This is a genomic window from Corynebacterium hylobatis (assembly GCF_003955685.1).
Lineage (GTDB): Bacteria > Actinomycetota > Actinomycetes > Mycobacteriales > Mycobacteriaceae > Corynebacterium > Corynebacterium hylobatis.
Genome location: NZ_RXHJ01000001.1, coordinates 237,893 through 251,240, shown reverse-complemented (window position 1 = coordinate 251,240; position 13,348 = coordinate 237,893). Strand labels below are relative to the sequence as shown.

Genomic DNA, 13,348 nt, shown 5'->3' with positions numbered 1-13,348 from the left:
CTAGGGGATATCCGGTTGAGCGGTGGGGAAGGGCAGGGGGGTGCCGATGCCGACGAGTTCCGCCGGCGGCCCCGAACGAATGAGATCGAGGTAGCTGTGGGTGGTCTCCGCGTCGATCTTCGGCAGCGACATCGCCACGGCGACAATGAGGTGCGCGAAGGGGGAGTTGAAGGTGCTCAGCGCCGTGCGCAGGACCTCAAGGCCGTCGCGGTGGGCGGCGAGCAGTTCCACGGTCTGGGCGTGCTGCTTCCCCTCCGACAGGGCGACAGCCTCGAGCACCACGCAGAGGTGGTCGGGGAGTTCCTCCCGCTGCTCCTCGAAGCCGAGCTGCGCCAGCGCCTGCCGGAAGGCGAGGATGGCGGTGCCGCGGGTGCGGGTGTCGCCCACGGAATAATAGGAGAGGAACAGGGAGCAGCGGCGACGCTGGTCGAAGGTCTCCACGTAGTGCTCCTCCACCCCGCGGCGCCCCATGGTGCGGGCCGCGTCGGTGAAGGCCGCGAACTGCTCCGCGATGGCCGGAGGCAGCTGTTCGAGGTGCGTGTCGACGGCCGCGATCCTCTCGCCGAAGTCCTCACCCGGGTAGTCCAGCAGCAGGGAGGCGGCCATGGCCACGGTGCGGCGCTGGTTCTCATTCACCCGCACCGGGCGGGTGATGTCGTCGGGGATGGGTCCGACGTGGTTGCGTGCCATCGCGATCAGTCCTTGGTGGTGTGGGGTTTGCCGTCCCTGCGGGGCGGGAACATCCCCTCCGGGCGGTCGCCGGTCCAGCTGAGCAGGGAGACCTTGCCCGCCGGTTCCGCAGCGTGGCTGGTGCAGGCCTCCGGGGCGCCCTCGCCGAGGTCGGGCATGTCGAGGAAGGCGTCCGCCGGGTCGATGTCGCCGAAGGGGTCGAGCGAGGTGATGCCGCGCGGGGACTCCGGGGAGGCAGTGGGGATGACGTAGCGGTCGTCGTATTTGGCGATGCCCAGCAGGCGGTACATCTTCTGGATCTGCCTGCCCGTCATCCCGACGGCCTCCGCGATGCGTTCCTGCGGTTCGTTGCCCAGGTTGATGTCGCGCATGTAGGAACGCATCGCCACCAGGCGCCGCAGCGAACGTTCGACGGGTGCGGTGTCACCGGCGGTGAACAACCCGGCGAGGTACTCGAGCGGGATGCGCATCGTGGACAGGGCCGTGAACAGCACCTTGTCGTCCTCGCCGTCGTTGCCGGAGGCGGTGACGGCGTCGACGACCGGCGACAGCGGCGGGATGTACCAGACCATGGGCAGGGTGCGGTACTCCGGGTGCAGCGGCAGCGCGACCTCGTAGGTGAAGATGAGGTCCCAGATGGGGGACTGCTGCGCGGCGTCGATCCACGAGTGCGGGATGCCGGCCTGCTGCGCGGCGGCCACGACCCGGGGGTCGTGCGGGTCGAGCAGGATGTCCTTCTGCGCCTCGAAGAGGTCCTGCGGATTCTCGGTGGCCGCAGCCTCGGCGACGCGGTCGGCGTCGTAGAGCAGCACACCCAGGTAGCGCAGGCGACCGACGCAGGTCTCCGAGCACACGGTCGGCTGGCCGACCTCGATGCGTGGGTAACACAGGGTGCACTTCTCGGCCTTGCCGGACTTGTGGTTGAAATAGACCTTCTTGTACGGACAACCGGACACACACATGCGCCAGCCGCGACACTGGTCCTGGTCGACCAGGACGATGCCGTCCTCGGCACGCTTGTACATTGCACCGGAGGGGCAGGAGGACACACACGTCGGGTTGATGCAGTGCTCGCAGATGCGCGGGAGGTAGAACATGTAGGAGTCCTCGATCTCCTTGCGCACGTCCAGGTTCATCTGGTGCAGGACCGGGTCCTCGTCCATGGTGGCGGTGGAGCCGCCGAGGTTGTCGTCCCAGTTGGAGGACCAGCTGATCGTGTTCATCTCCCGGCCGTCGAGCTGGGAGATCGGTCGGGCGGTGGGCTGGGTGTTCTGGTTGCCCGGCACCGCCAGCAGCTTGTCGTATTCGTAGGTCCACGGCTCGTAGTAGTCGTGGATCGTCGGCAGTTTCGGGTTGTGGAAGATGTTGAACAGCTTGGACAGGCGCCCGCCCGCCCGGGGCTTGAGCTTCCCGGAGGAGGTGCGGACCCAGCCGCCCTCCCATTTGTCCTGGTCCTCCCAGCCCCGGGGATAACCGACGCCGGGGCGGGTCTCGACGTTGTTGAACCAGATGTACTCGGTGCCTTCGCGGTTGGTCCAGGCCTGCTTGCAGGTGACCGAACAGGTATGGCAGCCGATGCACTTGTCCAGGTTCATGACCATGGCGATCTGAGCCATAACCTTCATTAGAACTGCACCTCCTGGGAGCGGCGACGGATCCGGGTGACCTCGTCGCGGTTGTTTCCGGTGGGGCCGATGTAGTTGAAGCCGTAGGTCAGATGGCCGTAGCCGCCCGCCACGTGCACCGGTTTGATCATGATTCGGGTCAGGGAGTTGTGGGTGCCGCCGCGGCGGCCGGTCCCCTCATTGAGCGGGGTGCCGACGGTGCGCTCCTGCGCGTGGTTCATGATCGCCGTGCCCTCCGGGATGCGGTGGGAGACGATCGCGCGGGCGGAGACGATGCCGTTGCGGTTGTAGAGTTCGATCCAGTCGTTGTCGGCGATGCCGACCTTCTCGGCGTCCTTGTTCGACATCCACACCACCTGGCCGCCACGGGAGATCGAGAGCACATGCAGGTTGTCGAAGTACTGCGAGTGGATCGACCACTTGTTGTGCGGGGTGAGGTAGCGGACGGTGACCTCGGGGTTGCCGTCCTCGCCGGTGACCAGCTGGCCCGGGTTGGTCTCCCCGTTGAGGTGGAGCCGGTCCAGGGGCGGACGGAAGACGGGCAGCGCCTCGCCGTAGTCGAGGAACCAGTCGTGATCGAGGTAGTAGTGCATGCGCCCCGACAGGGTGTGGAAGGGCTTGTCGTACTCGATGTTGATGGAGAAGGCCGTGTAGCGGCGGCCATTGCGTTTGTCACCGCTCCATTCCGGTGAGGTGATCACCTCCACGGGGCGTTCCTTCACCCGGTCCCAGTCGATGCGCGCACCCTCGTTGCCGGCGATGAGATCCGACATGTCGGTGCCCACACGCGCACCCTGGTTGCGGAAGCCCTCCGCGGCGACTTCACCGTTGGACACACCCGACAGGTGCAGGATCATCTCGATGACCTTGATGTCGGTGTCCAGGTCGGGGCGTTCCCCGGCCGAGAGGGTCTCGGAGGTGCCGTTCTTCACGGCGAGCTCCTCGACCTGTTTGGCCACGTTGTAGGGAGTACCGTGCACACCGGTACCCTTTTCGCCGGTCAGCGGGCCCAGGTGCAGCCACTTCTCGTGGATGCGGGTGTAGTCGCGTTCGACGGGGATGAGCTTGGCCATCGTCTGCCCCGGGATGAGGCCGGTCTCCGCGAGGTCGGGGACGATGCCGTTGGGCATGCTCAGCTCGTCGGGGGAGTCATGGCCCAGGGGTGCGGTGATCAGGTCCGTCTGAGTGCCCAGCCAGCGCACCGCCTGCTCTGAGACGGCGCGCGAGAGGTCCCGGAAGACCTCGAAGTCGGTGCGGGCCTCCCATGGCGGGTTGATCGCCGCGTTGAAGGAGTGGATGAACGGGTGCATGTCCGTGGTGGACAGATCATGCTTCTCGTACCAGGTGGCCGCCGGCAGGACGATGTCGGAGACCAGCGTCGTCGATGTGTTGCGGAAGTCCGTGGTCAGCATCAGGTCGAGCTTGCCGGTCGGTGCCTCCTCCCGCCACCTGATCGATTCGGGACGCTCGTGCTCCTCCAGCTCTGTCGCGGTGGCGTCGGAGTCCACGCCGAGCATGTGGCGCAGGAAGAACTCCGTGCCCTTGGCGGAGGAGCCCATGAGGTTGGTGCGCCAGTTGAGCAGGATGCGCGGCCAGTTCTCCGGGGCGTCCGGGTCTTCAGCGGCGAACTGCATGTTGCCGCTCTCCAGCTCGGAGACCACATAATCCTTGATGTCCATGCCCTTGGCCTCGGCCTCATCGGCCAGCAGCAGCACGTTGCGGTTGAACTGCGGGTAGGCGGGCATCCAGCCGCGTTTCATCGACTCGATGAGCGTGTCGGAGAGCATCTTGTCGCCGACCACCCCGCGGTTGGCCAGCGGGGAGGCCAGGCGGGAGGCCTTCGAGTTGTCGTAGCGCCACTGGTCGGTGGTCAGGTAGAAGAAGCCGGTGGTGATCATCTGGCGCGGCGGGCGTTGCCAGTCCAGCGCGAAGGCGTACTGGGACCAGCCGTTCATCGGGCGCAGCTTCTCCTGACCGACGTAGTGGGCCCAACCGCCGCCGTTGACGCCCTGTGTACCGCACATTGAGGTCAGGGCCAGGAAGGTGCGGTAGATGTTGTCGGCGTGGAAATAGTGGTTGACGCCGGCGCCCATGATGATCTGGCTGCGGCCCTTCGAGTCGTCCGCGTTCTGGGCGAATTCCCGGCCGATGCGGATTGCGGCATTGGCGGGCACACCGGTCAGCTCCTCCTGCCAGGCGGGGGTGCCCGGGGAGCTCACGTCGTGGAAGTCGGTGGGCCACTGGCCCGGCAGGTTGAGCTCCGGGCGGGCGACACCGTAGTGGGCGAGCATGAGGTCGAAGACGGTGGTGATCTTCTTCCCGTCGACCACCCGGTAGGGCACACCGCGGTGGACGACACCGGCGCCGATGGGGCCGGTGCCCTGGACATCCTCGGGATCCGCGGCGAGGTCGAAGCGGGGGAAGAGCACCTCCGCGGTGTCGAAGGTACCGGTGTCGGCCACGGACATGACGGATTCCACGCCGTCCTGGCGCAGATTCCACTTGCCCACCCCGTCCTCGCCGTACCGGTCGGCAATGGTGCCGCCCGGGTCGGCCACGGTGCCGTCGGGCCGCATGGTGAGCAGGCGGTGGGTGGCGTTGGCGGAGCCCTGCAGCCCGGCGTGGGTGCCGTCGGCGTCGAGAAGCGAGGCGGTGAGGAATTTGCCCGGCGTCACCGTGCCGTCCCCACGCTCGTCCAGGGCGATGAGGAAGGGGGCGTCGGTGTATTTGCGCATGTACTCGATGAAGTACGGCGTCTTCTTGCCCACGTGGAACTCGGAGAGGATGACATGGCCCATGGCGAAGGCCAGGGCGGCGTCAGTGCCGGGGTTGATACGCATCCACTCGTCGGCGAACTTGGTGTTGTCGGCGAAGTCGGGGGAGACGACGACCACCTTGGTGCCGTTGTAGCGGGTCTCCACCATGAAGTGGGAGTCCGGGGTGCGGGTGACCGGGATGTTCGAGCCCCACATCATCAGGTAGGAGGAGTTGTACCAGTCACCTGATTCCGGGACATCGGTCTGGTCGCCGAAGGTCTGCGGGGAGGCCGGCGGCAGGTCCGCATACCAGTCGTAGAAGGACAGGGCCACCCCGCCGATCATCTGCAGGAAACGGGTGCCGGCACCGTAGGAGACCTGCGACATCGCCGGGATGACCGTGAATCCGGCGATCCGGTCCGGGCCGTACTGGCGGATGGTGTAGGTGTGGGCGGCCGCTGCGATCTCCACGGCCTCCTCATAGTTGATGCGGATCAGCCCGCCCTTGCCACGCTGGGAGACGTAGGCGGCGCGCTTCTCGGGGGTCTCCACGATCTCCCGCCAGGCCAGCACCGGATCGCCCAGCCGGGTCTTGGCCTCCCGGTACATGTCCACCAGCACGCCACGGGCATAGGGGTAACGGATGCGGGTGGGGGAGTAGGTGTACCACGAGAAGGAGGCGCCGCGGGGACAACCGCGGGGTTCGTAGTCGGGCATGTCCGGGCCGGTCGAGGGATAGTCGACGGCCTGCGACTCCCACGTGATCACACCGTCCTTGACGTAGACCTTCCAGGAGCAGGAGCCGGTGCAGTTCACCCCGTGGGTGGACCGCACCATCTTGTCGAAGGACCAGCGGTTGCGGTAGAAGATGTCCGCCTGGCGGCCCCCCTTGAGGAACAGCTGCTGGCCACTGTCGGTCATCTGGCCTTTACGCAGGAAGCTCCCGAACTTGAACAGCGGGTTTGCGGTCGTGGTGGTCATGGGCGAAATCCTTTGGTCAGCCGGGGAACGGGGCGTTGGGGCGGGCGTAGTAGATCCAGGTCAGGGTGGTGGCGAAGGCGAAGAACACGACGCAGCCCCAGAAGAAGATGACGGGTGCTATCAGGGACAGCAGGACGCCGACGATGAAGGGGCCGAAGGCGCCGACCGCGCCGGTCCAGCCGATCACGCCGCCGGACTGCCGCTTGGGCAGGATCATCGGCATCTGCTTGAAGGTGCCGGCGTTGCCCAGGCCGGTGAAGAAGAACATGATGAGCATCGAGCCGAGGAACCAGATGTACTCGTCCGGCGAATCCGGGGTGAGGAAGAGAGCGGCGATCGCGGTGAAGATGGTCATGCCCACCCCGCCGATGAAGGTCCAGATCGCGCCGCCGAATTTATCGCACAGCGGGCCCCACAGGGCGCGGACGAGGGCACCGATGAAGGGGCCGATGAAGGCGTAGGTCGCGCCGCGGGGGAGGTCCTCGGCGGCGTAGGTCGCGGCGAATTCGGAGCCGGAGCCGAAGACGTTGTTGATGATCAGCGCGAGCTGGGCAGCGAAGCCGGAGAAGGCGCCGAAGGTCATCAGGTAGATGATCGTCAGAAACCAGGTGTTGCGGTTGCTGAAGATGTCGATCTGTTCGCGGAAATTGGCCTTGACCGGCACGTCCTTGAGGTAGATCCAGGCGACGGCGGCCATGATGATCGCCCAGGGGACCATGAGGATGGCGGGGTTGTGGACGAAGAGTGCCTCACCGTCGCCGGAGCGCTGCGGGGCCACGAAGCCGATGCCCAGGAGGGTGACACCCATCAGCCACGGCGCGACGAGCATGATGAAGGACATGCCGAAGTTGCCCAGACCGGCCTGCAGACCCAGGGCGGTGCCGGAGAGGCGCCTGGGGAAGAAGTATCCGGTCGAGGGCATGAAGCCGGAGAACACGCCGCCGCCGATACCGGTGAGGAAGGCGAGGACCAGCAGCCACCAGTAGGGGGTGTCGGTGTTCTGGACGGCGAAGTACCAGCCGAGCATGGGGATGATGAACAGCAGCGAGGACATCGTGACCAGGCGGCGGGTGCCCATGGTGGCCGGCAGGAACATGAAGACCAGGCGGAACAGGCCGCAGGCCAGGCCCGGGATGGAGGTCAGCCAGTAGAGCTGGGTGGTGGAGAGGTCGAAACCGATCGAGTTGAGGACCGGGGCGATGGCGGAGACCAGGTACCAGGTGGCGAAGCCGATGAAGAGGATGATCGTGGATATCCACAACGTCCGCCACGCGATGGAGGAGTCCCAGGTCTCTTCGTTCTCAGGGTCCCAGCCGTGCAGGACCCTGCCTTGCGTGTCGAGTTTTGTGCTCATGCGATCCTCACTGAACAGGGGGTGTTTATTCAAGGAAAATCTGTGCTAAATACGACGGTATAACCTTTGCCCTGCGTTTTCAGCGGTTCGTGCAGGTTTTCTGGTGTTTAATCGGAGGTGGAGGGGCATCTCGGTTTCTTCTGTTTGACGATGTCACCGGCAGCCCGCCCGCCCCGCAGCCGGGGCGCCCGCGCTCCTGCCCTACACTATGGCACAGATCACAGGCCCGTGCCGGAGAAAGGACTGGATATGACCAGCGGACTGACCGGCATTGTCATCGTCACCTCCGACCGCATCCTGAGCGGGGAACGGCGGGACACCGCCGGCCCGCTGGCCTGTGAGTTGCTCGCGGAGGCCGGGATTCCGGCCGGGATCGTTGTCGTCGAGGAGGGGGCACGGGCCGTGTCCCGGGCGCTTGCCGACGCCCGCGCCGCCGCCCACCGCGTCATCGTCACCGTGGGCGGCACCGGCCTCGGACCCCGCAACCAGGTCCCGGAGGCCACTGCCCCGCTGCTTGCGGTGCGCCTCGACGGGCTGGTCACCCAGGTGCTCATCCAGGGGCTGACCTCCACCCGTCAGGCGGGCCTGTCCCGGGCGCTGATCGGCCTGACCGGCCGAGGTCCGGCGGATGCCCTGATCATCAATTCCCCTGGCTCCACCGGTGGGGTCCGCGACACCCTCGGCGTGGTCTGTCCGCTGCTGCCGGACATCTTCGAACGACTCTGCTGAATCACCCCGGCGCCAGTTCCCCGTAGACCACGCTGCCTCCGCCCGCCCAGCCCACCTCGGTGGAGATGCCCGACTGCTCGCCGTCGATGACCCCGCACAACCGCCGTAGGGCGATGGTCTCGGCCCATTCGCGCTGCTCGATGCCGATGTGGCGGCGGCCCAGCTTATGGGCCGCCGCTGAGGTGGTGCCCGAACCCAGGTGGTAGTCCAGCACCGTGTCACCCGGCTCCGTGAAGCGTTCGATGAGCAGCTGGAGCAGTGACTCCGGTTTCTTGCCGTTGCGGAAACTCACCCCGCCTTCCGCGGCGACCCGGTTGTAGTCCGCATGGACATCGAGGAAATTGGGGTGGGGCAGGCACGTGTGGTCCTGGGAGAGCGGCATGCCCTGGAAGTAGGAGCCGTTGCGGTTCCCGGTACGCGGGGTATGGAAGTAGCGGTGGCCCAGGCCGTCAGCCCCGATGTCGGGGACCTCGATGAGCGTCATCGGGGCCAGGTCGAGGGGCTCCAGGTGGGCGACCCAGAAACGTCCCGAGGAGTTCTTCTCCCGCAGGGACCCCCGGATGGAGTGGGTGCGGAAAACTCCCTCTCCGGGGGTGACGTCGATCTTCCGCCAGGCCTCCGGCTGGTAAATGGTGCACTGTCGGCCGCCGAGGACGGCCGGTGTACCGGGGCCGGTGACCTCGACCCGCCAGCGGTAGTCAGTCAGGTCGCGTTCCCGCCGCCGGCCGGGCATGCGGAAGTCCGGGTCGCGGGAGTAGATGAGGATCTGCTCGACGACGTCGTGGAACTGCTTGTCCGCTGTCAGCGTCCGGTCGGGGTGACGGACCAGGGCGTGGAGAACGGCGACCTTGTGCAGTCCCTCGAACTGGTCGAGCATCACCTCGAGGTAGGCGGACTGGTGGAAGCTGCACTGGAGGATGAAGACGGCGTCGTCGCGGAGCAGGGGCAGGGCGGCCCTGATCCGCTCGTTCATGAAACTCAGCCAGTCCGCCCGGCTGCGCCGGTCGGCATAGAGGTAGTCCGAACTGCCCGTGTTGTAAGGCGGGTCGATGTAGGCCAGCCGCACCGTGCCACCGAACAGCGGGGCCAGCGCCTGCAGCGCGGGCAGATTGTCACCGCGCAGGATGAGGTTGTCCCGCTCCGTGAGTACCTCGACCCGTTCGGTTCCCGATCGGTGATGCCGGCGCAGCGGCCCCAGCTGTGCAGCGGCCTGCGGGCGGACAGTGTCCATGCCCTGCCAGACGAGGCGGACGCCGTCACGTGCTGATGGGGAGGGCATGCCCCGATTCTAGCCTTTCTGCAGGGCTTTTCAGGCGGTTCGCGTGAACTTCAGGCGCCAGTCGCGGGGTCCCTCCTGCAGGTACGTCACCTTGAAGGTCCCGGCCCTGGCCTTGACCTCACCAAGCAGGGGGAGGGGGTTGTGAGGTGCGATGAGGATCATCGATTCGCCGACCCGGCGCGAACCCAGGGCGCCGTGGATGGCGCCGTGCCGGATCGCATGCGGGATGATGGCGGCGTTGAGGACGGGGGTCTCGTCCACTTCGCGGGCGTCGGAGATCGGCAGCTGCATGTCCATGGTGGGTGGTCCTCCGGGATCGGGGAAGCGGAACCTGCTCAGGCCTGTCACCCAAATAGTACGATATAAACCGTGGCAAAAAAGAAGTCCGCCGTGTGGCCCCGGGGCCTGCTGCTGATGTTCGCGGGGGTCTCCCTGCTCACCGGCATGCTCGCCGGACTCACCCTCCTCGGCCTCTGGGCGGGTACCCCGCCCGCCTCCCTGGGCCCCGACCACGGTGCCCTCATGGTCTTCGGTTTCGTCGGCGGGGCAATCGGGATGGAACGTACAGTCGCGGCGAAGACCCGCTGGGCCTGGACTGGTCCGGTGGCCAACGCCCTCGGCGTGGTCACGCTCCTGGCCGGCGCCCCGCGGCTGGTCCCGGCCACGGCCTTCACCGTGGCCTTCCTCGTGCTGGGCGCGGTGTATGTACTCATCCACCGCCGCCAGGCCACCTACTCCGTGCTGGTCCAGGCGTCGGGAGTGATCGGTGCGGTCTTCGCCACCGTCTGGTGGGGCGGAGGCGCGGACTTCGCGGACATCGTCCCCTGTGCCGTCGTCTTCGCCGTGGCCACCATCATCGGGGAACGCATGGAACTGGCCCGGGTCTCCTTCGCCGGCACCGCCGCGGAGACCACCATCACCGCCCTCGTCCTCGCCCTGGTCGCCGCGGCCCTGCTCTTCGCGGTGCAGCCGCAGCTCGGCTTCGCGCTCATGGGCGTACTGCTGATCGCGGTCGCCGTGGTCACCGTGCGTGTGGACGCCGCCCGCCGCCTCATCCACGCCGGGAAACTGCCGAAATACACCGCGATCTGCATGCTCGCCGGCTACGGCTGGCTCATCGTCGCGGGGCTGCTGTGGCTGGGTTTCGGGCACACCCGCGCCGGGCACCTCCACGATGCCGCCGTCCACTCCGTCTTCCTCGGATTCGTGGTCTCCATGATCTTCGCGCATGCCCCTTTCATCCTCGGTGGGGTCATCCGCAAATCCATCCCCTACCACGTCACCCTCTATATCCCGGTGGCCCTGCTCCACGCCGGGCTGGTCCTGCGGGTTGTCGCGGACCTGCGGGCCACCGACCTCGCCTGGGTGGGCGGGGGAATCCTCAACGTCGTCGCCGTGCTGCTGTTCATGGTCACCGCCGTGACGCTGATCGCCACCGATAAACGCCGCCGCCGCATCGCCCGGGAGCAGGCGCGGGCACGGAGGGCTACCCGTGTCTGAGCTCTCACTCTCCGACGTCTCCCTGCGCCGACGCGGCCGCTACCACACGCTGGCTGCCGCGACGGTGGGCAGCTGGCTGCTCATCGGGCTGGGCATCATCCTCGCCCGTTCCCTGGGCGCCCCGGTCAGCTGGTGGGTGACGGTCCATGCCTTCACCCTCGGGGTGGTCACCACCGCGATCCTCATCTACTCGACCCACTTCACCGAGGCACTGACCCGCACGGCCGCCGGCAGCTACCGCGGTGTGGTCACCCGGATCATCCTCGTCCAGGTCGGCCTGATCCTGCTCATCGTGGGTAAGGCCGGTTACGACTGGGGTGCGCTCGCTGATTTCGCCGCCACCCTGGTCATCTGGGCGGGGCTGTGGCACATGGCCGTCGTGTTCTCGCACCTGCGCGGCAGCCTGTCCGGGCAGTTCGCCGCCACCGTGCCCTTCTACCTCGCGGCCGCCGCCTTCCTCGTACTGGCGGGGCTGATCGGCAATTTCGCCGGCCGCGGTGTCGGCGACTACACCGGCATGATCGCCGGGCACTCCCGCGCTGCCATCTGGGGCTTCGCCTTCCTCACCGTGCTGGGCACCGTGGTCACGCTCCTGCCCACCCTCTCCGGCACCCGCATCAGTGCCACCGCCCGCCGCCGCTGCACCCGGGCACTCATCCTCCACTGCGGGGCCCTCGTTGCGGTGCTCGTCGCGCACCTCCTCGGGCAGCCGGTGTTCGCCGGCGCCATCCAACTGCTGGTCGTCGTGGCCGCGCTGCTGGTCATCCAGCCGGTGCTCACCGGAGTCCTCGGTGGCCGGGCGAACTGGTCCACCGCCACCCTCAGCGTCACCGCCGGTCTGCTGTGGCTGACCGCAGTGTGCGCGGCGGACGCCGTGAGCACCCTGCTGGCCGCCGACGCCCGCCAGGTCACCGCCCTGTTCGCCCCCGCCTTCCTGGGGGTCGGACTGCTGCAGCTGATCACCGGCGTCCTGCACCACCTGCTGCCCACCCTCCTCGGCGGCGGTCGGGAGCAGGTCCTGCGGGCCCGGAACACGGCAGACAGGGCGGGCGTGGCCCGGGTGCTGCTGCTCAACCTCGGCGCCGTATTCACCCTGCTCGCCCCGGACGGGCCGGCGCGTACCGCCGGGCTGATCATGATCGGGCTCGGCCTGGCCTCCCATGTCCTGTTCCTCGTCCCTGCCATCGCCGGCCAACACCGGAAGGAGTCCCGTTAAGGGTTCCCCACGCCTAAAGGCGGGGGATTTCCAGCTCAGGCCGCATCCACAACATCCCCGGAAGGAGGGTGCACATGTCTTATGTCCTCAACACTGGTGTGGCCCCGTTCTGCCACAGCCAGGATCACCCTGGCAGCGTTCCGGTCCCGACCCGCAGTGTGTCCGCAGGTCTGGCACCGGAAGGTTCGCTCTTCGAGTTCGAGTGGTTGCTTGGCTCTCGCGAAACACTCAGAACACGTCATGGTCGTGTAGGCGGGCGTGACCAGCACCACCTTCCGGCCAGCCCGCGCGGCCCTGGTGACAAGCTCGCGCTTGGCCGCACCGATAGCGGCATCAGCGGCTTTCCGCGCCATCGTGGACCTGGCGAGAAACGCCGGTTTGAAGTCCTCTATCGCGATCAGATGATGGTTGTCGGTGATCTTCTTCGCCCACACCCGGGAGTCGTGCGTGGTCTGCCGAGCGGCTTTCTTGTGCAGCTTCGCGGCCTGGCGGCGGGCACGCTGATACCCGTTGGACTGCTTGCGTCCCGTGCGGTGACGCCGCGACATCTTCCGCTGTGCCTTGGCCAGTTCCGCGGCACAGCGCCTGCGGTGCCCCATGTAGGGCAGGTCATAATTCTCGTCGGTGGTCGTGGCGGTGGTGGACACACCCCAGTCGATACCGATACGTCCCTCAGTCTCCGGGGTTGGTTTCGCTTCGCGGCGGACCACGAACGAGGCGTACCAGTGTCCGAGGCTGTCCTGGTAGACGCGCACACTCGTCGGTTCGGAGGGCAACTCGCGGGACCACACCACCGGAATCGACACACCCTTGGGCAGTCGCAGACGACCGTCCCGGATAGAGAACCCCCGGGTGGAGTACTCCAACGACGGAAAAGCGCGTTTTTTCGTCTTGTATGTGGGCCGACCCCGGCCCTTGACCGTGTAGGAGTGTTGGAGTGCCTGCGCATAGGTGCGGAGTGTGGCTTGTTGGGCGACCTGGGAACCCTCCCGCATCCACGCGTTCTTCCCCCGCAGCTCGGTCAGCAGCTTCCCCAGCTTCGCCAGGGTTGGCTTATTACCGGCCTTCTGCTGGTGGACTGCCTCATTCCACAGGAACCTACACCGACCCCATTCCTGGGAAAGCGATCGCTGCGCCTGGGTGCCTGGGCGCAGGCGGTAGGTGTAACGCACGATCTCGTCCACACCGCCAGCTATACCCCACCACGTGATGTTTCGT

General features: G+C 67.0%; 10 protein-coding genes. 3 read left to right on the top strand and 7 right to left on the bottom strand.

The genetic code is table 11. The features are described 5' to 3' along the window. From narJ to EAH68_RS01120, 4 genes are read right to left on the bottom strand one after another with little or no spacing between them, the layout of a single operon-like run. Positions 1 to 690, bottom strand: a complete 690-nt coding sequence (gene narJ, locus EAH68_RS01135) for a nitrate reductase molybdenum cofactor assembly chaperone (RefSeq protein WP_126119473.1) — start codon at positions 688 to 690, stop codon at positions 1 to 3. 5 nt (positions 691 to 695) lie between these two features. Next, positions 696 to 2,315 (bottom strand): nitrate reductase subunit beta, encoded by a 1,620-nt coding sequence (gene narH, locus EAH68_RS01130; protein ID WP_126119472.1) that lies wholly within the window; start codon positions 2,313 to 2,315, stop codon positions 696 to 698. Continuing rightward, positions 2,315 to 6,052, bottom strand: a complete 3,738-nt coding sequence (locus tag EAH68_RS01125) for a nitrate reductase subunit alpha (RefSeq protein ID WP_126119471.1) — start codon at positions 6,050 to 6,052, stop codon at positions 2,315 to 2,317. The genes narH and EAH68_RS01125 overlap by 1 nt, the downstream gene beginning before the upstream one ends. A 16-nt stretch (positions 6,053 to 6,068) precedes the next feature. After that, positions 6,069 to 7,406 (bottom strand): nitrate/nitrite transporter, encoded by a 1,338-nt coding sequence (locus EAH68_RS01120; RefSeq protein WP_126119470.1) that lies wholly within the window; start codon positions 7,404 to 7,406, stop codon positions 6,069 to 6,071. A 249-nt stretch (positions 7,407 to 7,655) separates the two neighbouring features. Here EAH68_RS01120 and EAH68_RS01115 point away from each other — a divergent pair, with 249 nt between their 5' ends. Further along, the gene (locus EAH68_RS01115) at positions 7,656 to 8,135 is read left to right on the top strand and encodes a molybdopterin-binding protein (RefSeq protein WP_126119469.1); all 480 of its coding nucleotides are present in this window, start codon (positions 7,656 to 7,658) and stop codon (positions 8,133 to 8,135) included. Position 8,136: 1 nt separating this feature from the next. On the opposite strand, the gene EAH68_RS01110 is transcribed toward EAH68_RS01115, so the two are convergent. Both EAH68_RS01110 and EAH68_RS01105 read right to left on the bottom strand, forming a co-directional pair. Then, positions 8,137 to 9,414, bottom strand: coding sequence for a DNA methyltransferase (locus tag EAH68_RS01110; RefSeq protein WP_126119468.1), 1,278 nt, complete (start codon positions 9,412 to 9,414; stop codon positions 8,137 to 8,139). Positions 9,415 to 9,444: 30 nt separating this feature from the next. Continuing rightward, positions 9,445 to 9,705 (bottom strand): DUF2249 domain-containing protein, encoded by a 261-nt coding sequence (locus EAH68_RS01105; RefSeq protein WP_126119513.1) that lies wholly within the window; start codon positions 9,703 to 9,705, stop codon positions 9,445 to 9,447. 78 nt (positions 9,706 to 9,783) lie between these two features. Between EAH68_RS01105 and EAH68_RS01100 the strand changes: the two genes are divergently transcribed. Both EAH68_RS01100 and EAH68_RS01095 read left to right on the top strand, forming a co-directional pair. After that, positions 9,784 to 10,914, top strand: a complete 1,131-nt coding sequence (locus EAH68_RS01100) for a DUF8744 domain-containing protein (protein WP_206436327.1) — start codon at positions 9,784 to 9,786, stop codon at positions 10,912 to 10,914. Next, complete coding sequence (locus EAH68_RS01095; RefSeq protein ID WP_126119467.1) at positions 10,907 to 12,130, top strand: beta-carotene 15,15'-monooxygenase; 1,224 nt, start codon at positions 10,907 to 10,909, stop codon at positions 12,128 to 12,130. The genes EAH68_RS01100 and EAH68_RS01095 overlap by 8 nt, the downstream gene beginning before the upstream one ends. Positions 12,131 to 12,165: 35 nt before the next feature. On the opposite strand, the gene EAH68_RS01090 is transcribed toward EAH68_RS01095, so the two are convergent. Then, a complete protein-coding gene (locus tag EAH68_RS01090; RefSeq protein WP_206436326.1) occupies positions 12,166 to 13,314 on the bottom strand; it encodes an RNA-guided endonuclease InsQ/TnpB family protein in 1,149 nt (382 codons plus the stop codon). Between the last annotated feature and the right edge of the window lie 34 nt (positions 13,315 to 13,348).